This window comes from Klebsiella sp. 64 (genome assembly GCF_018223915.1).
In the GTDB taxonomy this organism is placed as follows: Bacteria; Pseudomonadota; Gammaproteobacteria; order Enterobacterales; family Enterobacteriaceae; genus Klebsiella; species Klebsiella pneumoniae.
This window is the reverse complement of sequence record NZ_JAGRQZ010000034.1, coordinates 145,600-164,157: the sequence shown is the minus strand read 5'-3', so window position 1 is coordinate 164,157 and position 18,558 is coordinate 145,600. Positions and strand designations below refer to the sequence as shown.

The 18,558-nt window shown below is 58.5% G+C and carries 19 protein-coding genes; 12 read left to right on the top strand and 7 right to left on the bottom strand.

Features of this window, described 5'->3' with window-relative positions; genetic code table 11:
• Window positions 1-80: 80 nt before the first annotated feature.
• The gene (locus KHQ23_RS21410; RefSeq protein WP_004142243.1) at window positions 81-290 is read right to left on the bottom strand and encodes a DUF2517 family protein; all 210 of its coding nucleotides are present in this window, start codon (window positions 288-290) and stop codon (window positions 81-83) included.
• 306 nt (window positions 291-596) lie between these two features.
• Between KHQ23_RS21410 and kdpF the strand changes: the two genes are divergently transcribed.
• From kdpF to kdpE, 6 genes are read left to right on the top strand one after another with little or no spacing between them, the layout of a single operon-like run.
• Window positions 597-686: a K(+)-transporting ATPase subunit F gene (gene kdpF, locus KHQ23_RS26565; protein WP_020323459.1), complete on the top strand. Its 90-nt coding sequence runs from the start codon at window positions 597-599 to the stop codon at window positions 684-686.
• Complete coding sequence (kdpA, locus tag KHQ23_RS21400; protein WP_004152226.1) at window positions 686-2,365, top strand: potassium-transporting ATPase subunit KdpA; 1,680 nt, start codon at window positions 686-688, stop codon at window positions 2,363-2,365. The genes kdpF and kdpA overlap by 1 nt, the downstream gene beginning before the upstream one ends.
• A gap of 20 nt (window positions 2,366-2,385) precedes the next feature.
• Window positions 2,386-4,434, top strand: coding sequence for a potassium-transporting ATPase subunit KdpB (gene kdpB / locus KHQ23_RS21395; protein WP_004147607.1), 2,049 nt, complete (start codon window positions 2,386-2,388; stop codon window positions 4,432-4,434).
• Window positions 4,435-4,444: 10 nt separating this feature from the next.
• Window positions 4,445-5,020, top strand: coding sequence for a potassium-transporting ATPase subunit KdpC (kdpC, locus tag KHQ23_RS21390; RefSeq protein ID WP_004142248.1), 576 nt, complete (start codon window positions 4,445-4,447; stop codon window positions 5,018-5,020).
• Window positions 5,021-7,708 carry a two-component system sensor histidine kinase KdpD gene (kdpD, locus tag KHQ23_RS21385; RefSeq protein WP_004142255.1) on the top strand — a complete coding sequence of 896 codons (2,688 nt, stop codon included), beginning with the start codon at window positions 5,021-5,023 and terminating at the stop codon, window positions 7,706-7,708. It abuts the gene before it with no gap.
• Window positions 7,705-8,382 (top strand): two-component system response regulator KdpE, encoded by a 678-nt coding sequence (gene kdpE, locus KHQ23_RS21380; protein WP_002894776.1) that lies wholly within the window; start codon window positions 7,705-7,707, stop codon window positions 8,380-8,382. Before kdpD ends, kdpE begins: the two co-directional genes overlap by 4 nt.
• Here kdpE and KHQ23_RS21375 read toward each other — a convergent pair.
• From KHQ23_RS21375 to seqA, 3 genes are read right to left on the bottom strand one after another with little or no spacing between them, the layout of a single operon-like run.
• Entirely contained in the window at window positions 8,364-8,801 is a 438-nt protein-coding gene (locus tag KHQ23_RS21375) for a hypothetical protein (RefSeq protein WP_032434204.1), read from the bottom strand. The two genes, kdpE and KHQ23_RS21375, sit on opposite strands and share 19 nt — an antisense overlap.
• Window positions 8,802-8,855: 54 nt before the next feature.
• Window positions 8,856-10,496, bottom strand: a complete 1,641-nt coding sequence (gene pgm, locus KHQ23_RS21370) for a phosphoglucomutase (alpha-D-glucose-1,6-bisphosphate-dependent) (RefSeq protein ID WP_073553722.1) — start codon at window positions 10,494-10,496, stop codon at window positions 8,856-8,858.
• Between the two features lie 32 nt (window positions 10,497-10,528).
• Entirely contained in the window at window positions 10,529-11,077 is a 549-nt protein-coding gene (gene seqA / locus KHQ23_RS21365) for a replication initiation negative regulator SeqA (RefSeq protein WP_211776812.1), read from the bottom strand.
• Window positions 11,078-11,260: 183 nt separating this feature from the next.
• Between seqA and ybfF the strand changes: the two genes are divergently transcribed.
• From ybfF to KHQ23_RS21340, 5 genes are all read left to right on the top strand, one after another.
• Window positions 11,261-12,034, top strand: a complete 774-nt coding sequence (gene ybfF, locus KHQ23_RS21360; protein WP_065806618.1) for an esterase — start codon at window positions 11,261-11,263, stop codon at window positions 12,032-12,034.
• A gap of 133 nt (window positions 12,035-12,167) precedes the next feature.
• Window positions 12,168-12,461 (top strand): LexA regulated protein, encoded by a 294-nt coding sequence (gene ybfE, locus KHQ23_RS21355; protein ID WP_009308190.1) that lies wholly within the window; start codon window positions 12,168-12,170, stop codon window positions 12,459-12,461.
• 151 nt (window positions 12,462-12,612) lie between these two features.
• Complete coding sequence (gene fldA / locus KHQ23_RS21350; RefSeq protein WP_002894765.1) at window positions 12,613-13,143, top strand: flavodoxin FldA; 531 nt, start codon at window positions 12,613-12,615, stop codon at window positions 13,141-13,143.
• Window positions 13,144-13,434: 291 nt separating this feature from the next.
• Window positions 13,435-13,887, top strand: coding sequence for a ferric iron uptake transcriptional regulator (gene fur / locus KHQ23_RS21345; protein ID WP_002894761.1), 453 nt, complete (start codon window positions 13,435-13,437; stop codon window positions 13,885-13,887).
• Window positions 13,888-14,008: 121 nt separating this feature from the next.
• Window positions 14,009-14,506 (top strand): MFS transporter, encoded by a 498-nt coding sequence (locus KHQ23_RS21340; RefSeq protein ID WP_165863834.1) that lies wholly within the window; start codon window positions 14,009-14,011, stop codon window positions 14,504-14,506.
• On the opposite strand, the gene chiQ is transcribed toward KHQ23_RS21340, so the two are convergent.
• Both chiQ and chiP read right to left on the bottom strand, forming a co-directional pair.
• Complete coding sequence (gene chiQ, locus KHQ23_RS21335; protein ID WP_002894759.1) at window positions 14,503-14,835, bottom strand: ChiQ/YbfN family lipoprotein; 333 nt, start codon at window positions 14,833-14,835, stop codon at window positions 14,503-14,505. The genes KHQ23_RS21340 and chiQ overlap by 4 nt on opposite strands.
• A 47-nt stretch (window positions 14,836-14,882) precedes the next feature.
• Window positions 14,883-16,286 (bottom strand): chitoporin, encoded by a 1,404-nt coding sequence (gene chiP / locus KHQ23_RS21330; RefSeq protein WP_004152230.1) that lies wholly within the window; start codon window positions 16,284-16,286, stop codon window positions 14,883-14,885.
• A gap of 73 nt (window positions 16,287-16,359) precedes the next feature.
• Between chiP and KHQ23_RS21325 the strand changes: the two genes are divergently transcribed.
• Window positions 16,360-16,668, top strand: a complete 309-nt coding sequence (locus KHQ23_RS21325) for a hypothetical protein (RefSeq protein ID WP_032434194.1) — start codon at window positions 16,360-16,362, stop codon at window positions 16,666-16,668.
• A gap of 53 nt (window positions 16,669-16,721) precedes the next feature.
• Here KHQ23_RS21325 and glnS read toward each other — a convergent pair whose 3' ends face one another.
• Window positions 16,722-18,389, bottom strand: a complete 1,668-nt coding sequence (glnS, locus tag KHQ23_RS21320; RefSeq protein ID WP_002894753.1) for a glutamine--tRNA ligase — start codon at window positions 18,387-18,389, stop codon at window positions 16,722-16,724.
• Window positions 18,390-18,558: the final 169 nt, after the last annotated feature.

Here is an 18,558-nt window from a genome sequence, read left to right as displayed (position 1 = left end):
AAAAACGAGTGTAGACAAGCGGCGAAAAAAAACCGCCGGGGCAACCCGGCGGTCTTGTTATTTTCTTCGCAGCAGGAGGATTAATAGAAATCGTGAGCGGCTTTCTCCGCCTGCGCCATCCACACCGGCTGCTCGCTGGTTTTCGACCACACCCGGTGCAGCCAGCTGTAATAGCGGGCGCGATCTTTCCAGAACAGCATCACCGGCAGCGCCGCGACGCCAGCCACGACGGCGAAAGCACGACGCAGCAAAATAATATGAGCAGGATAAGCTTTGTACAACGCCATCATTTCTCTCCCCTTTGTCAGGCCGGCAAGCAGCGCCGGTAAAATTAATCATGTTTGTCTGAGCAAAATAATACCGCTCTGCTTGTAATTTTACTACTCATCCGACCACTAAAAAGCACGTATTTATACTTAATTTACATTCGCCACGTAAATTAGTTACGAAAAAGTTAAATTAATACTAACCATCAGTTAATTTGTGCCTTTGTCATTTTTATACTTTTTTTACACCGCACCCGCGGATTTTTGCGAAATCTTTGCGCCGTAATTTCTATCCTCCAGGTAAATCGAAAACACACCCGGAGGTGGATTGTGACTGCAGGCGTACTCACTGGCGTTGGGCTGGTGTTCCTGTTACTGGCTTATCTGGTTTATGCCTTGATACATGCGGAGGCATTCTGATGGCTGCCCAGGGATTTTTATTATTAGCCAGCTATCTGCTGGTATTGCTGGTGCTGGCGCGCCCGCTGGGGATGTGTCTGGCGAGAATGGTGAACGATATCCCGCTTCCCGGCCTGGCCGGCGTCGAGCGCGTCCTGTGGCGCGTGGCCGGGATCCGCGCCGAGGAGATGGGCTGGCTGCAGTATTTGCTGGCGATCCTGCTGTTTAACGCCCTCGGCGGCCTGGCGCTGTTTGCCCTGCTGATGCTCCAGGGCGTGCTGCCGTTTAACCCGCAGCACCTGCCGGGGCTGTCATGGGATCTGGCGCTCAATACCGCGATCAGCTTTGTCAGCAATACCAACTGGCAGGCTTACGCCGGCGAAAGCACCATGAGTTATCTCAGCCAGATGGTCGGCCTGACGGTGCAGAATTTCCTCTCCGCCGCCACCGGCATCGCCGTGGTCTTCGCCCTGACCCGCGCCTTCGCCCGGCAGAAAATGTCGACCCTCGGCAATGCCTGGGTCGACCTGACGCGCATTACCCTGTGGCTGCTGCTGCCGCTCTCTCTGCTGGTGGCCCTGTTCTTTATTCAGCAGGGCGTGCCGCAGAATCTGCAGGCCTACCAGCCCTTTACCACCCTCGAAGGGGTGCACCAGCTGCTGCCGATGGGGCCTGTCGCCTCACAGGAAGCGATTAAGCTGCTGGGCACTAACGGCGGCGGTTTCTTCAATGCCAACTCCGCCCATCCGTTTGAAAACCCGACCGCGCTGACCAATCTCGTGCAGATGCTGGCGATCTTCCTGATCCCGGCGGCGCTGTGCTTCGCCTTCGGCGAGGTGGTAAGCGATCGGCGTCAGGGACGCGCCATCCTGTGGGCAATGACGCTGATCTTTATACTCTGCGTCGCCGTGGTGATGTGGGCGGAGACCCGCGGCAATCCGCATCTGCTGACGCTGGGTGCCGACAGCAGCCTGAATATGGAAGGAAAAGAGAGTCGCTTCGGTATTCTCGCCAGCAGTCTGTTCGCGGTGATCACCACCGCCGCCTCCTGCGGCGCGGTCAATGCCATGCATGACTCCTTCACCGCGCTGGGCGGCATGGTGCCAATGTGGCTGATGCAGATTGGCGAAGTGGTATTCGGCGGCGTCGGCTCGGGCCTGTACGGCATGCTGCTGTTCGTTATGCTGGCGGTATTTATCGCCGGGCTGATGGTCGGCCGCACCCCGGAGTACCTCGGGAAGAAAATCGATGTCCGGGAAATGAAAATGATCGCCCTCGCCATTCTGGTCACCCCGACGCTGGTGTTGCTCGGCACGGCGCTGGCGATGATGACCGACGCCGGCCGCGCCGGGATGTTCAACCCTGGACCGCACGGCTTTAGCGAAGTGCTGTACGCCGTCACCTCGGCGGCCAATAACAACGGCAGCGCCTTCGCTGGCCTGGGTGCGGCGACGCCGTTCTGGAACCTGCTGCTGGCGTTCTGCATGCTGGTCGGCCGCTTCGCCGTCATCATTCCGGTGATGGCCATCGCCGGCTCGCTGGTGGCGAAGAAAATTCAACCGGCCAGCCCCGGCACCCTGGCCACTCACGACGCCCTGTTTATCGGTTTACTGATCGGCACCGTGCTGCTGGTGGGCGCCCTGACCTTTATTCCTGCGCTGGCGCTTGGCCCGCTGGCTGAACACTTTTCCTTACTTTGAGCGATGCGGAGCACCCTGTTATGAGTCGCAAACAATTAGCCCTGCTGGAGCCGACGCTGGTGCGCCAGGCGCTGCTGGATGCCGTGAAAAAACTCAGCCCGATGGTGCAATGGCGCAATCCGGTGATGTTTATCGTCTGGGTGGGCAGTCTGTTAACTACCCTGCTGGCGATCGCCATGGCTGGCGGCGCCCTGACCGGTAGCGCCACCTTTACCGCCGCCGTCAGTATCTGGCTGTGGTTTACCGTGCTGTTCGCCAACTTTGCCGAAGCGATGGCGGAAGGCCGCAGCAAAGCCCAGGCCAACAGCCTGAAAGGGGTGAAAAAAACGGCCTTCGCCCGCAAACTGCGCGCCCCGCAGCATGACGCGCCGGTCGACCACGTGCCGGCGGAAGATCTGCGCAAAGGCGACGTGGTGCTGGTGGAAGCCGGGGATATTATCCCCTGCGATGGCGAAGTCATCGAAGGCGGCGCCTCGGTGGACGAAAGCGCCATTACCGGCGAGTCTGCCCCGGTGATCCGTGAATCCGGTGGCGATTTTGCCTCGGTGACCGGCGGGACACGCATTCTCTCCGACTGGCTGGTGATCCGCTGCAGCGTGAACCCGGGAGAAACCTTCCTCGACCGGATGATCGCCATGGTGGAAGGCGCCCAGCGCCGTAAAACGCCGAACGAGATCGCCCTGACGATCCTGCTGATCGCCCTGACGCTGGTGTTCCTGCTGGCCACCGCCACCATTTGGCCCTTCTCGGCGTGGAGCGGCAATGCGGTCAGCGTTACCGTACTGGTCGCCCTGCTGGTGTGCCTGATCCCGACCACCATCGGAGGGCTGCTGTCGGCCATCGGCGTCGCCGGGATGAGTCGTATGCTCGGCGCCAACGTGATCGCCACCAGCGGCCGCGCGGTGGAAGCCGCTGGCGACGTCGATGTTCTGCTGCTGGATAAAACCGGGACTATTACTCTCGGCAACCGCCAGGCCTCCGCCTTCCTGCCGGCTCGCGGCGTGGAAGAGCGAACCCTCGCCGACGCCGCCCAGCTCTCCTCGCTGGCGGATGAAACCCCTGAGGGGCGCAGCATCGTGGTGCTGGCGAAACAGCGCTTTAACCTGCGCGAACGCGATCTGCAGTCGCTGCACGCCACCTTTGTCCCCTTTACCGCGCAAACGAGGATGAGCGGCATCAATATCGATCAGCGCATGATCCGCAAAGGGTCGGTGGACGCCATTCGCCGCCACGTGGAGGCCAACGGCGGCCACTTCCCTGCCGATGTCGATAAACAGGTGGAAGAGGTCGCTCGCCAGGGGGCCACGCCGCTGGTGGTCGCCGAAGGCGAAAAGGTGCTGGGGATTATTGCGCTCAAAGATATCGTCAAAGGCGGCATCAAAGAACGTTTCGCCCAGCTGCGCAAAATGGGCATTAAAACGGTGATGATCACCGGCGATAACCGCCTGACCGCCGCGGCGATCGCCGCCGAGGCCGGCGTCGATGATTTCCTCGCCGAAGCGACGCCGGAAGCCAAGCTGGCGCTGATCCGCCAGTACCAGTCGGAAGGTCGGCTGGTGGCGATGACCGGCGACGGCACCAACGACGCGCCCGCGCTGGCTCAGGCCGACGTGGCGGTGGCCATGAACTCCGGCACCCAGGCGGCGAAGGAAGCGGGCAACATGGTCGACCTGGATTCCAACCCCACCAAGCTGATTGAGGTGGTCCATATCGGCAAACAGATGTTAATGACGCGCGGTTCGCTGACCACCTTCAGTATTGCCAACGACGTGGCGAAATATTTCGCCATTATTCCGGCGGCGTTTGCCGCGGTCTATCCTCAGCTGGCCATGCTGAACGTGATGGGCCTGCATTCGCCCTCATCGGCGATCCTCAGCGCCGTTATCTTCAACGCGCTGATCATCGTCTTTCTGATCCCGCTGGCCCTGAAAGGCGTCAGCTATCGCCCGCTCTCCGCCTCGGCGATGCTGCGCCGCAACCTCTGGATCTACGGCCTCGGCGGTCTGCTGGTGCCCTTTATCGGTATTAAAGCCATCGACCTGCTGCTGACCCTGAGCGGTCTGGTTTGAGGAACAAACTATGTCATTGATTCGTCCGGCACTTGTGCTATTTATTCTGTTAACGCTGCTCACCGGCGGCGTCTATCCTCTGCTTACCACCAGCCTGGGACAATGGTGGTTTAACTCACAGGCCAACGGCTCGCTGATCCGCCTGAACGGTGAAGTGCGCGGCTCGGCGCTGATTGGCCAGAACTTCACCGCCGCAGGCTATTTTCAGGGCCGCCCGTCGGCCACCGCGGAGACGGCGGATAATCCCATGGCCTCTGGCGGCAGCAACCTCGCCGCCAGCAACCCGGCGCTGGATAAAGCGGTGAGCGAGCGCGTGCAGGCCCTGCGCGCCGCCAACCCGGACGCCGACCCGCGGGTGCCGGTCGAACTGGTCACCACCTCGGCGAGCGGTCTCGATAACAACCTGACTCCGGCCGCCGCGCTGTGGCAGGTGCCCCGGGTGGCTCAAGCGCGCCAGCTGAGCGTTGAGCAGGTAACCCAGTTGGTGAATCAGGCCACACAAACCCCGCTGCTGAGCTTCCTTGGCCAGCCGGTGGTCAATATACTGCAACTCAATATGGCGCTGGATGCCCTGAAGGATAAGTAAATGAGTGACGAGCCGCTGCGCCCGGACCCTGACCGCCTGCTGCAGCACACCGCCGCCCCGCATCGCGGCAAACTGAAAGTGTTCTTTGGCGCCTGCGCCGGGGTGGGGAAAACCTGGGCGATGCTGGCGGAAGCGCAGCGGCTGCGCGCCCAGGGGCTGGATATTCTGATTGGCGTGGCGGAGACCCACGGCCGTAAAGAGACCGCCGCGATGCTGCAGGGCCTGAGCACTCTGCCGCCGCGGCGGCTTGCCCATCGCGGGCGGTACGTCTATGAGTTCGATCTCGACGCCGCCCTCGCCCGCCGTCCGGCGTTGATTCTGGTGGATGAACTGGCGCACAGCAATGCGCCAGGCTCCCGCCATCCAAAGCGCTGGCAGGATGTGGATGAACTGCTGGAGGCCGGGATAGATGTTTTCACTACCGTTAACGTCCAGCATCTGGAAAGTCTGAATGACGTCGTCAGCGGGATCACCGGCGTGCAGGTGCGGGAAACGGTTCCCGATCCCTTCTTTGACGCCGCGGACGACGTGGTGCTGGTGGACCTCCCCCCTGACGATCTGCGCCAGCGGCTCAATGAGGGCAAAGTCTACATCGGCGGCCAGGCCGAGCGCGCTATCGAAAACTTTTTCCGCAAGGGCAATCTGATTGCGCTGCGCGAGCTGGCCCTGCGCCGCACCGCCGACCGCGTCGATGAGCAGATGCGCGCCTGGCGCGACCGCCAGGGCCAGGAGAAAGTCTGGCACACCCGCGATGCGATCCTGCTCTGTATCGGGCACAATACCGGCAGCGAAAAGCTGGTGCGCGCCGCCGCCCGGCTCGCCGCCCGCCTGGGCAGCGTCTGGCATGCGGTGTATGTCGAGACCCCTTCCCTGCACCGGCTACCGGAAGGCCGGCGGCGGGCTATTCTCGCCGCGCTGCGTCTGGCCCAGGAGCTGGGGGCCGAAACCGCCACCCTCTCCGACCCGTCGGAAGAGAAAGCGGTCCTCCATTACGCCCGCGAACATAACCTCGGCAAAATCGTCATTGGCCGCCAAAGCAAGCGCCGCTGGTGGGATCGCAGCGGCTTCGCCGATCGTCTGGCTCGCCATGCGCCGGACCTCGATCTGGTGGTGATCGCCCTCGATGAGAAACCCTTCCCCCTTGCCGCACGCGCCAGCGACAGCCGTCCGGCGCTGGAGAAATGGCGCCTGCAGCTGCAGGGCTGCGCGGTGGCGGTGGCGCTATGCGCCATCATTACCCTGGTGGCCATGCAGTGGTTGATGGCTTTCGAAGCCGCCAACCTGGTGATGCTCTATCTGCTGGGGGTGGTGATCATCGCCCTGGTCTATGGCCGCTGGCCGTCGGTGCTGGCGACGGTGATCAACGTCATCAGCTTCGATCTCTTTTTTGTCGCCCCGCGCGGGACGCTGGCGGTGTCGGATGTCCAGTATCTGCTCACCTTCGGCGTGATGCTCACCGTGGGCCTGCTTATCGGCAACCTCACCGCCGGCGTGCGCTACCAGGCGCGGGTGGCGCGCTACCGTGAACGCCGTACCCGCCATCTGTATGAGATGTCTAAAGCGCTGGCGGTGGGTCGCAGCCAGCAGGATATCGCCACCACCAGCGAGCGATTTATCGCCTCCACCTTTCAGGCCCGCAGCCAGCTGCTGCTCCCGGACGCCCAGGGAAAACTGCTGCCCTTAACCCACCAGCCAGGGCTGACCCCGTGGGATGATGCCATCGCCCGCTGGAGCTTTGATAAGGGCCAACCTGCCGGCGCCGGCACCGATACCCTGCCCGGCGTGCCGTATCAGATCTTGCCCCTGAAGAGCGCCGCCCGCACCTGGGGACTACTGGTGGTGGAACCGGAGAATCTGCGCCAATTGATGATCCCGGAGCAGCAGCGGCTGCTGGAGACCTTTACTCTGCTGGTGGCCAGCGCCCTGGAGCGCCTCACCCTGACCGCCAGCGAAGAACAGGCCCGGCTGACCAGCGAGCGGGAAAGCCTGCGTAACTCGCTGCTCGCCGCCCTGTCGCACGATCTGCGTACTCCGCTGACCGTGCTGTTTGGCCAGGCGGAAATTCTGACCCTCGATCTGGCCAGCGAAGGTTCAAAACATGCCCCGCAGGCCAACGAAATCCGCCAGCATGTGCTCAACACCACCCGGCTGGTGAACAACCTGTTGGATATGGCGCGGATCCAGTCCGGCGGCTTTAATCTGCATAAGGAGTGGCTGACGCTGGAGGAAGTGGTCGGCAGCGCGCTGCGCATGCTCGAGCCAAGCCTCGGCGGCCAGCATATTCAGCTGGATTTACCCGATCCCCTCCAGCTGGTGCATGTCGACGGACCGCTGTTCGAGCGGGTGCTGATCAACCTGCTGGAAAATGCCCATAAGTATGCCGGCGCCCGGGCGAGCATCGGCATCCGCGCCGAGGCGGACGCCCGGCAGCTGTCGCTGGAGGTATGGGATAACGGTCCTGGGATCCCGGCAGGCCAGGAGCAGACTATCTTTGATAAATTCGCCCGCGGCAACAAAGAGTCGGCGATCCCTGGCGTCGGGCTGGGCCTTGCCATCTGTCAGGCCATCGTCGACGTCCACGGCGGGACCATCTCCGCCAGCAACCGGCCCGAGGGCGGCGCCTCATTCCGTGTTACACTGCCGGGAGAAACGCCCCCTGAACTGGAAGAGCTACCTGAGGAATTGTGATTAACGTTCTGATTATCGAAGACGAACACGCTATCCGACGCTTTCTCCGCACCGCGCTGGAAGCCGACGGCATGCGCGTATTTGAAGCGGAAACCCTGCAGCGTGGGCTGATTGAAGCCGCCACCCGTAAGCCCGACCTCGCGATCCTCGATCTCGGCCTGCCGGATGGTGACGGCATTGATTTTATTCGCGACCTGCGTCAGTGGAGCCAGATGCCGATTATCGTCCTGTCAGCGCGTAGCGAAGAGCATGACAAAATTGCCGCCCTGGATGCCGGCGCCGATGACTACTTAAGTAAACCCTTTGGCATCGGCGAGCTGCAGGCCCGCCTGCGCGTCGCGCTGCGTCGCCACGGCGCGGCGCAGGCCGATGAGCCGGTGGTGCGCTTCGCTGACCTGGAGGTCAATATCCCCGCCCGCCGCATCCTGCGCGGCAGCGAAGAGATCCACCTGACGCCTATCGAGTTTCGCCTGCTGGCGGCGCTGTTGAATAATCCCGGCAAAGTGCTTACCCAGCGTCAGCTGCTGAATCAGGTGTGGGGGCCTAACGCCGTGGAGCACAGCCACTATCTGCGGATCTATATGGGTCATCTGCGACAAAAGCTGGAGGCCGATCCGGCACGGCCGCAGCATTTGCTGACCGAAACCGGGATTGGCTATCGCTTTATGCCCTGAATCCCGCCTCTGCAGTACCAGAGGCTGGCGATTTTCAGCCCTTCAGAGAGCAGCAGAAAGCCTGCCAGGATCGTTACATGCCTGATGCCGGCAGCCTGAATCAGCCACAGGCCCAGCGATAGCGAAGGCTGCATAAACAGCAGCCTGAGCGGCGCCTGCCCCCAGGCCAGCCACAGCGCATAGCGGCTCTGGCGGAAAAAAAAGATCATCGATAGCGGGATGCTGATAATCAGCAGAACATTCAGCGGGTACAGCCAGACCGCCGCGGAGCCCCAGGTGTGCAGCAGCTGGAGATAAGCCAGCAGATCGTCGTAAAAAGGGAGGCGGCGGTGGGCAATATTCCACCATAAGAATTGCAGGACGAAAAAGAGATCCATCCACGCCCAGAACAAAAACAGGGACTTCCGTTGTATTTTCATCGCTATCCTTGCGAAAAAAATCAGGCCCGCAAGGGGCCTGATGGTAGTGCGTTGTTAAGCGTTCTTCAGCACTTCGCTGACAATCTCTACCGCTTCTTTTTCAATCAGCTTGCGATGCTCTTCGCCGAGGAAGCTTTCGCAGTAGATCTTGTAGGCGTCTTCGGTGCCTGACGGACGCGCCGCGAACCAGCCGTTGTCGGTCATCACCTTGAGGCCGCCAATCGCCGCCCCGTTGCCCGGCGCCGCGGTCAGACGGGCAGTGATCGGATCCCCCGCCAGGGTGTCAGCGCTGACCATTTCCGGAGAGAGCTTGGACAGCACCGCTTTCTGCGCGGAGGTCGCGGAAGCCTGCAGACGGTTGTAGCTCGGCGCACCGAAGCGTTCCGCCAGTTCGTTGTAATGCTCCTGCGGGTTTTTCCCGGTCACCGCGGTGATTTCCGCCGCCAGCAGGCACATGATGATGCCGTCTTTATCGGTGGACCACGGCGTGCCGTCGAAGCGCAGGAAGGAGGCCCCGGCGCTCTCTTCGCCGCCGAAGCCGAAGCTGCCAGCGAACAGGCCGTCGACAAACCACTTAAAGCCCACCGGCACTTCCACCAGCTTGCGGCCCAGATCGTTCACCACGCGGTCAATCATCGCGGAGGAGACCAGCGTTTTACCCACCGCCACCTCTTTGCCCCACTGCGGACGATGCTGGAACAGGTAGTTGATCGCTACCGCCAGGTAGTGGTTCGGGTTCATCAACCCCGCCGGGGTCACAATCCCGTGGCGGTCGTAATCCGGGTCGTTAGCAAACGCCAGATCGAACTTATCGCGCAGCGCCAGCAGGCCGGCCATCGCACACTCTGAGGAGCAATCCATGCGGATGGCGCCGTCTTTATCGAGGTGCATAAAGCGGAAGGTCTGATCCACCTGATCGTTAACAATGGTCAGATTGAGCTTGTAGTGCTCGCCAATGCGTTTCCAGTATTCGATACCGGACCCGCCCAGCGGATCGACGCCCAGCGTCAGGCCGGCTTTCTGGATTGCGGCCATATCGACGATATCCGCCAGCCCTTCGATGAACGGCTGCACCAGATCCTGTTCTTTAACGTGGCCAGAAGCCAGCGCCGCGTCCAGAGAAATGCGTTTCACGCCCTGCAGGCCCGCGGCCAGCAGTTCGTTGGCGCGGTTTTCCACCACTTTGGTGACGTTGGTATCAGCCGGGCCGCCGTTTGGCGGATTGTACTTGATACCACCATCTTCCGGCGGGTTGTGTGACGGGGTGATCACAATGCCGTCCGCCAGCGGACCGCCTTTTTTGTTATGCACCAGAATCGCGTTGGAGACCGCCGGCGTCGGGGTGAAGCCGTTGTTTTCCTGCACGATCACGTCGACGCCGTTGGCGGTTAACACTTCCAGCACCGAAATAAACGCCGGCTCGGAGAGGGCGTGGGTATCTTTGCCGACATAGCACGGACCGGTGATCCCGTTTTTCGCACGATCTTCCGCAATGGCCTGGGCGATGGCCAGAATATGCGGTTCGTTGAAGTTGTGGCGCGCCGCGCTGCCGCGATGGCCAGAGGTGCCGAATTTTACCGCATGCTCCGCATTACCGACTTCAGGCTTCAGCACGTAGTACTGAGCAGTCAGTTGGGCGACGTTAATCAAATCACTCTGTTGCGCAGGCTGCCCCGCACGTTTATCGATTGCCATTGCCTGATCCTTCTGGTGCAAATGTTAAAAAGCTAGATCGTGCCGCAAACCTTTTCAATCAGCTCCGCAGGGAACTGCATCGACTGCATGATGTGCTCAATCATGCTGCATTTACGGCCGGTATTGGTATTGGTGATCACCCACCACGGTGTACCAAGAACCTGTTTCGGTTTGGTCTGATTACCGCTTTTCAGCAGCGTACGCGCATCTTCCGCGAAGTAAACGCGCGTGCGGCCGTGCAGAGACTCGGTGGCCTCGGCAAATGCTTTACTGTCCAGGGAGTAGAGGGTCGTCAACACCAGCATAAAACGGTTCACCGCGCGCTTCTGCTCGGCGTATTCATCAGATAACAGCATCTCGCGCATGGCGCGGACTTTATCTTTCACCGGGTTAGCGGGTTTCACCTCAGCGACAGGCGCTGGCGCCAGCGTCGGCGCGGCTTTGCTGACCAGTGTAGCCGGTTGGGAAACGGCGGAAAATTTTAGCATACGCCGTAAAATGTCGGATGCGCTCTCGCCGATATGCAGAGTGTGGCTGGCAATATAGCGATAGAGTTCATCATCAACTTCAATTGTTTTCATCTTAATCCAGTGCGATATCTTTTCTGAATACAAATCGTTGGGATTATAAGTACAAATCCCAACCGCGGATAGCGTCAAACCAGGATGGCGGTAAAACTCAGAAAACTTCTGGGTCTTGCAGCCGGATGGCAGAATGTCCAACATAATACCCTAACCCGACGGAGCGAAAAAAAGAACTTTGCCATGAAATTAAATAGCCGAGCGCAATCTGCACAGAATCCGCACAACCACTCCCCGATCGTGCTGGTCCACGGTCTGTTTGGCAGCCTGGACAACCTGGGCATCCTCGCCCGCGACCTGATCGCCGACCATGATATTGTGCAGGTCGATATGCGCAACCACGGTTTGTCGCCGCGGTCGCCAGAGATGACCTACCCCGCCATGGCGCAGGATCTGCTTGATACGCTCGACGCGCACCAGATCGAGCGCGCCACCTTTATCGGCCATTCGATGGGCGGGAAAGCGGTAATGGCGCTTACCGCCCTGGCGCCTGAACGCATCAGCGGTCTGGTGGCTATCGATATCGCGCCGGTGGATTATCACGTTCGCCGCCATGATGAGATTTTCGCCGCTATCCGCGCCGTCAGCGAATCCGCCGCCAGCACCCGCCAGCAGGCGGCGCAGGTGATGCGCGAGCACCTGCAGGAAGAAGGCGTGATTCAGTTCCTGCTGAAATCATTCGTCGACGGCGACTGGCGCTTCAACGTGCCGGTGCTGTGGGACCAGTATCCGCATATCGTCGGCTGGGAAACCATCCCGGCCTGGCCGCACCCGACGCAGTTTATTCCCGGCGGCAACTCGCCCTATGTGACCGACGCCTACCGCGACGCGCTGCTGGCCCAGTTCCCGCAGACCCGGGCCCACGTCATCGCCGGCGCCGGACACTGGGTCCATGCCGAGAAACCCGAGGCGGTGTTACGCGCCATCCGCCGCTATCTGACGAGCATCGCCGCCTGATTGGCTAAAATATGCCCGACCGCGCCGCAGAATGCCCGCGGTCGTTGGCGCAGCCGTTCGCCTGATGTATGATGGCGCGCTATCTGCGCCGGCTAGAGCCCGGCAGCTTGTTTCCCCGAAGTCACTCAGAATCATGGCAAAAGAACAAACGGACCGTACGACATTAGATTTGTTCGCAAACGAGCGTCGCCCGGGAAGACCGAAAACCAATCCGCTGTCGCGCGATGAACAACTGCGCATCAACAAACGTAACCAGCTGAAACGCGATAGGGTTCGCGGGCTGAAGCGCGTGGAGTTAAAACTCAACGCCGATGCGGTCGATGCGCTCAACGAGCTGGCGGAAGCGCGTAATATGAGCCGCAGCGATCTCATTGAAGAGATGCTGATGACCCAGTTAACCGCCCTGCGCAGCCAGGGAAAAGTCTAACTTTCCGCGAAAAACCCGCATTCATGTAGCAGAGTGTGCAGTCGGGCGTGATTGCTGTTTCCGCGCCCTTGCCTGTTCTGCTATGATTGCCGTTATCTATGGGCATTGCGTCCCTACCACATCATTTAAGTTTCAAGAGGTTATTTTACTCATGGCAATCATCGGCATCTTTTTTGGCAGCGACACCGGCAACACCGAAAATATTGCAAAAATGATTCAAAAGCAGCTTGGTAAAGATGTTGCTGATGTTCACGACATTGCCAAAAGCAGCAAAGAAGACCTGGAAGCCCACGACATCCTGCTGCTCGGTATCCCGACCTGGTACTACGGTGAAGCGCAGTGTGACTGGGATGACTTCTTCCCGACGCTGGAAGAGATCGACTTCAATGGCAAACTGGTGGCGCTGTTCGGCTGCGGCGACCAGGAAGATTACGCAGAATACTTCTGCGACGCGCTGGGCACCATCCGCGACATCATTGAGCCGCGCGGCGCGACCATCGTCGGTCACTGGCCAACGGCGGGGTATCATTTTGAGGCTTCCAAAGGCCTGGCGGATGACGACCACTTCGTCGGCCTCGCCATCGATGAAGACCGCCAGCCGGAGCTGACCAACGAGCGCGTTGAGAAATGGGTGAAGCAGGTTGCCGAAGAGCTGCACCTCGAAGAAATCAAAAACGCCTGATGATTAAGCGGCGCAATCATTGAGTTGCGCCGCATTAATAGACAAAAGCAATCAAACTAATAGCTACAAGTTTTTAACTTTTAATCACATATCTGTACAATGTCCTCTGATTCTACGAGGCACGTGACGCAGTTTGTAGCTGGTGCCTCGTTTTTGACAGCAAACCAGGCCTGATGCTTGCAGTTTTCATTTACCAGTGGCAGTTCTATAATGAGACGCATTACGTCGGGTTAATTTCTGTATGACTTCCGTTGAAGGAAGTAGATCGTTTAGCAACAGGACAGATTCCGCATGACTGACAACAATACCGCATTAAAGAAGGCTGGCCTGAAAGTCACACTTCCTCGACTAAAAATCCTTGAAGTGCTGCAGGAACCGGATAACCATCATGTCAGTGCGGAAGACTTATATAAACGCCTGATCGACATGGGCGAAGAGATCGGTCTGGCGACCGTTTACCGCGTCCTCAACCAGTTTGATGACGCCGGCATCGTGACTCGTCATAATTTCGAAGGCGGAAAATCCGTTTTCGAACTGACCCAGCAGCATCACCACGATCACCTGATCTGCCTCGACTGCGGCAAAGTGATCGAATTCAGCGACGACTCGATCGAATTACGCCAGCGTGAAATTGCCTCCCGCCACGGCATCCGCCTGACCAACCACAGTTTATATCTGTACGGTCACTGTGCGGAAGGGGATTGCCGCGAGGACGAACACGCCCACGACGCGGTGGAAAAATAATTCCCCGTTTCGCTGAGACTGAAAAGCCAACCTGCCGGTTGGCTTTTTTATGGGCGCCTCTGGCACCCTTCCCGCACACGCCCCTGGGGTGACTTTCCTCATCCCCGCTTTGTCCGGAGAGTTGATATGGAACTTCGCCAGCGGGGCGATCTCTGATCGGATCGGTCGTCGTCCGGTGCTGATGGGCATTACCGTGCTGGCCCTGCTCACCACCTGGCCGGTGATGCACTGGCTCACCGTCGCGCCCGATTTCACCCGTATGACGCTGGTCCTGCTATGGTTCTCGTTCTTCTTTGGCATGCATAACGGCGCGATGATCGCGGCGCTTACCGAAGTGATGCCGGTACACGTCCGCACCGTGGGCTTTTCGCTGGCCTTTAGTCTCGCTACTGCCATTTTCGGCGACCTGACGCCAGCTATTTCCACCGCCCTGGTCGAGCTCACCGGCGATAAAAGCCCGCCGGGCTGGTGGCTAATGTGCGCCGCGCTGTGCGGATTCATTGCCACCGCGCTACTGTTCGTGCGGCTGAGCCGCGGCTATCAGCCGGCGGAGAGTCAGCGCAAAAAAACAAACGGGCGGAGATATGCCCCGCCCGTTTGCCGCTGTCGTCTGATTTAATGGGTCGTATTATTGCTGCGGATCTCCTTCCAGATCTGATCGCAGCGCGCTTTCACCGCCTGATCGTTGCCGGTGCGGGTGGCCTGAATACACTGTTGGTAATCCAGGACGCGAACGCTCTCCTGGTTGGCGAACTGCTGGTGCTGTTTATCCTTTTTCAGCACATTCAGTACGCTCTGGCAGGCTTCAATCTTGTCCGGATTCCCTTCCGCCGTATTAATACAGGCGCTATAGGCATCTTTCAGTTTGGTGTCTTCTTTCGGCGCCGGCGACGTGGTGCAGGCCACCAGGCCCGCTGCCATCATGGCAATAAGCAGCATTTTTTTCATTGTCGTTCTCCCAGAGGTGCGGCAGGCTCACGCCCGCCGCGCAGGCATCAGAAAATAGTGAACGGGGCGATAACCATGAACTTCACGTCGCGCTCATCCTGGAAGATGTTGCCGTAGCCGCCGCTCCAGCTCGGAATATCGGAATGGTTGTCGTATTGGGTAAAGTGCAGTTTGAACAGGGTGCCCTTCGCCCGCCCTTCCTGTACGGTATACATTGCATCCAGGCTATAGGCCGACTCTTTCAGGCGATAGTCAGGGTCATAGTACGCATCCGGAGAGGACATTCTTCCCGGCTTCGCATCCCAGGCGTAGACATAAGACGCGCCGAACGCCCAGCCCGGCATATCCCAGTTTTTCATGTCATACATCGCGCCAAAGAAGACCGCTTTTTCGCCATTGGCGTTAAAGTCGGAGCGGTTATCCCACCAGATATCGAGACGACCATTGGAAGAGGCGTAGGTCGGGGTCATACGCTGCAGGAAGTAGCCCTGCTGGCCATCAGCCTTCACCCAGGTTCCCTCGAGACGCAGATCCAGGACATCCGCCACCTTATAACCAAAGGTTAACGCCTGCAGCCATGCGGTGCCATCATAGATGTCGTTGACCCCGCCGTTGCTGACCTTATCGCGGGTGCCGTAGAACTGGTAGCTGGTGCTCAGCGGCGCGCCGGCGACGTCAAACTTGTAGCTGGCTTTAGCAAAGTACTGATCGATATAGCCCTGAGCCTGACCAAATGCCGCCTCCAGCACCAGGTCATTTTTGAAATCATATTTAGCACCGACGGAGTGGAGATAATCGACTTTGGTCTTCTTATCGTTCTGATAGAAATCGTCCATCTCGATATGCCATGGCGCTTTATACTCGTTCGTCCACATATAGGAGAAACTTAACGCGCCCGCCGTGCCATAGTCGAAGTTAGCCCCGGCCTCCGCCCCCTGATAGGTACCTGGCATAAAACTCCAGTGCGGGGCCAGCAGAGTCTGGCCGGTTGGCTGGATATAGCCCGCACGTGCCCACGCCGGACCATATTTGAATTTCGCTGCGGCTTTATACAGGCTGATGCCGCTCTTATCGCCGGAATAGTCTTCGTCATAGGCTTTGTTACGTGACGAGAAGGCAATTTCGTTCGGGTGGCCGCTATCGCCGTTCTCCGCCATTTCAATCGCGGTAAACGCGGCAATATCAAGGCCAAACATATCGGCGGCATAGCCGGACTGGAAGTCCAGGTTGGCGTTCCAGGTGGAGTGGGAAAGGTTGGTTTTGTATTTGTCGCCGTCGGTCACATCTTTACGGTCACGCTCACGCTGCCAGTAATAGATACCGCCGGTTAAGGTTGAATCATCGATAAAGCCTGCTGCGCTGGCCTGTGGAGCAACAACCCAGCCCGACATCGCGGTGACGGCGGCAATAGCCAGCGCCAGCGTACTACGTTTGCCACTAAACGTACGCATGTGCATATCCTCTTTGACGTTTTAAAAGGCGAAGACCAGCGGTCAATCGCTAAAAAATAAATAAAACTGCAAAATGTGGGGCGGTAAAAAAGACCGCGAAACCACTATAGATAGACTATTTTTCGTGACGCGAATTATCAATGTTTTTCGTGAGGCAAAGCTTAAGATTATGACAAAGCGCACATATTTTATGTCGTTTTGTTACAATCTTATCTCTGATGATTTTGTTATGGAAGTCATTGCAAAATCAGGGAAAAACGCAATCATTGAAAGCGATTACATTGGTTTTTTGTATGTGACAGGAAACATCAGAAGCGCTATTTATTACCGCGCAGAAACAGAATTAATTCGCATCGCGAAAATGAAAAGTTTAATTAGCTGATTCTGAAACAAAAAAAGCGCCGCTGGGAGCGACGCTTTGACAGAAAAGAAATGTTATTCGCCCGCTTTCGCCCAGGTATCACGCAGCCCGACGGTGCGGTTGAACACCAGATTGGTTGCGGTTGCATAGCGGCTGTCGAGGCAGAAATAGCCTTCACGCTCAAACTGGTAAGCTTTACCGGCTTCGGCCTGCGCCAGGCTCGGCTCCGCGTACCCCTGTTTGATCACCAGCGATTCCGGGTTGATTACCGCGAGGAAATCGTCCGCCGCGCCCGGGTTTGGCACGCTGAACAGACGATCGTAGAGACGGATCTCTACCGGCAGCGCATGCGCCGCGCTTACCCAATGGATCACGCCTTTGACCTTGCGGCCGTCGGCCGGGTCTTTGCTCAGGGTGTCGGCATCGTAGGTGCAGAAGATGGTGGTAATATTGCCTTCGGCATCTTTCTCCACGCGTTCCGCTTTGATGACGTAGGCGTTGCGCAGACGCACTTCTTTACCCAGCACCAGACGCTTGTACTGTTTGTTGGCTTCTTCGCGGAAGTCCGCGCGATCGATCCAGATTTCGGCGCTGAACGGCACTTCACGACTGCCCATTTCCGGCTTGTTCGGATGGTTCGGCATCACCACCATTTCGCTTTCGCCCTGCGGATAGTTCTCGATAACCAGTTTCACCGGATCGATCACCGCCATCGCGCGCGGGGCGTTTTCGTTCAGATCTTCACGAATGCAGGACTCCAGCGACGCCATCTCGATGGTATTGTCCTGCTTGGTCACGCCGATGCGCTTGCAGAACTCACGGATGGATTCGGCGGTGTAACCGCGACGACGCAGACCGGAGATGGTCGGCATACGCGGGTCGTCCCAGCCTTCCACGTGCTTCTCAGTCACCAGCTGGTTCAGCTTACGCTTGGACATCACGGTGTATTCGAGATTCAGGCGCGAGAATTCGTACTGACGCGGATGCACCGGGATGCTGATGTTGTCCAGCACCCAATCGTACAGGCGGCGGTTGTCCTGGAACTCCAGGGTACACAGCGAGTGGGTAATGCCTTCCAGCGCATCGCTGATGCAGTGGGTGAAGTCGTACATCGGGTAGATGCACCACTTGTTGCCAGTCTGATGATGCTCAGCGAACTTAATGCGGTACAGCACCGGATCGCGCATCACGATAAACGGCGACGCCATATCGATCTTCGCGCGCAGGCAGGCTTTGCCTTCTTCGAAGCCGCCGCTGCGCATTTTTTCAAACAGCGCCAGGTTCTCTTCCACGCTGCGGTCGCGATACGGGCTGTTTTTACCCGGCGCTTTCAGGGTGCCGCGGTATTCGCGAATTTCATCAGGAGAGAGTTCATCAACATAGGCCAGACCTTTGTTGATCAGCTCAACCGCATACTGATGCAGCTGATCGAAATAATCAGACGAGTAGCATACGTCCCCGGACCAGTGGAAACCTAACCACTGCACGTCGTTTTTAATCGACTCAACGTATTCGATATCTTCTTTCACCGGGTTGGTGTCATCGAAACGCAGGTTGCATTGGCCCTGATAATCCTGGGCGATGCCGAAGTTCAGGCAGATGGATTTTGCATGGCCAATGTGCAGATAACCGTTCGGCTCCGGCGGGAAGCGAGTGTGAACGGTGGTATGTTTACCGGTAGCCAGATCTTCATCAATAATCTGACGGATAAAGTTAGTCGGGCGGGCTTCTGCCTCACTCATCACGGGTTCCTCAAAGCGTAAACAACGTATAACGGCACATGATCTTACAAGCAGGGCGTAGTGACAACTATTAGTTACGTAAAATAGGTATCAGAAGAGGATTATGGGGCCGATTGCTGGAAAAAAAAGCGGCGAAGGTTTCCCTTCGCCGCTGAGGCAAAAACTCGAC

Excerpts from the sequence above, each read along its gene's own strand:
- kdpC (WP_004142248.1), top strand. The coding sequence starts at position 4,445 with ATGTCATTGATTCGTCCGGCACTTGTGCTATTTATTCTGTTAACGCTG.
- KHQ23_RS21410 (WP_004142243.1), bottom strand. The coding sequence starts at position 290 with ATGATGGCGTTGTACAAAGCTTATCCTGCTCATATTATTTTGCTGCGT.
- ybfE (WP_009308190.1), top strand. The coding sequence starts at position 12,168 with ATGGCAAAAGAACAAACGGACCGTACGACATTAGATTTGTTCGCAAAC.
- kdpB (WP_004147607.1), top strand. The coding sequence starts at position 2,386 with ATGAGTCGCAAACAATTAGCCCTGCTGGAGCCGACGCTGGTGCGCCAG.
- pgm (WP_073553722.1), bottom strand. The coding sequence starts at position 10,496 with ATGGCAATCGATAAACGTGCGGGGCAGCCTGCGCAACAGAGTGATTTG.
- kdpA (WP_004152226.1), top strand. The coding sequence starts at position 686 with ATGGCTGCCCAGGGATTTTTATTATTAGCCAGCTATCTGCTGGTATTG.
- kdpD (WP_004142255.1), top strand. The coding sequence starts at position 5,021 with ATGAGTGACGAGCCGCTGCGCCCGGACCCTGACCGCCTGCTGCAGCAC.
- chiQ (WP_002894759.1), bottom strand. The coding sequence starts at position 14,835 with ATGAAAAAAATGCTGCTTATTGCCATGATGGCAGCGGGCCTGGTGGCC.
- chiP (WP_004152230.1), bottom strand. The coding sequence starts at position 16,286 with ATGCGTACGTTTAGTGGCAAACGTAGTACGCTGGCGCTGGCTATTGCC.
- seqA (WP_211776812.1), bottom strand. The coding sequence starts at position 11,077 with ATGAAAACAATTGAAGTTGATGATGAACTCTATCGCTATATTGCCAGC.
- glnS (WP_002894753.1), bottom strand. The coding sequence starts at position 18,389 with ATGAGTGAGGCAGAAGCCCGCCCGACTAACTTTATCCGTCAGATTATT.
- fldA (WP_002894765.1), top strand. The coding sequence starts at position 12,613 with ATGGCAATCATCGGCATCTTTTTTGGCAGCGACACCGGCAACACCGAA.
- fur (WP_002894761.1), top strand. The coding sequence starts at position 13,435 with ATGACTGACAACAATACCGCATTAAAGAAGGCTGGCCTGAAAGTCACA.
- KHQ23_RS21325 (WP_032434194.1), top strand. The coding sequence starts at position 16,360 with ATGTGGGGCGGTAAAAAAGACCGCGAAACCACTATAGATAGACTATTT.
- ybfF (WP_065806618.1), top strand. The coding sequence starts at position 11,261 with ATGAAATTAAATAGCCGAGCGCAATCTGCACAGAATCCGCACAACCAC.
- KHQ23_RS21375 (WP_032434204.1), bottom strand. The coding sequence starts at position 8,801 with ATGAAAATACAACGGAAGTCCCTGTTTTTGTTCTGGGCGTGGATGGAT.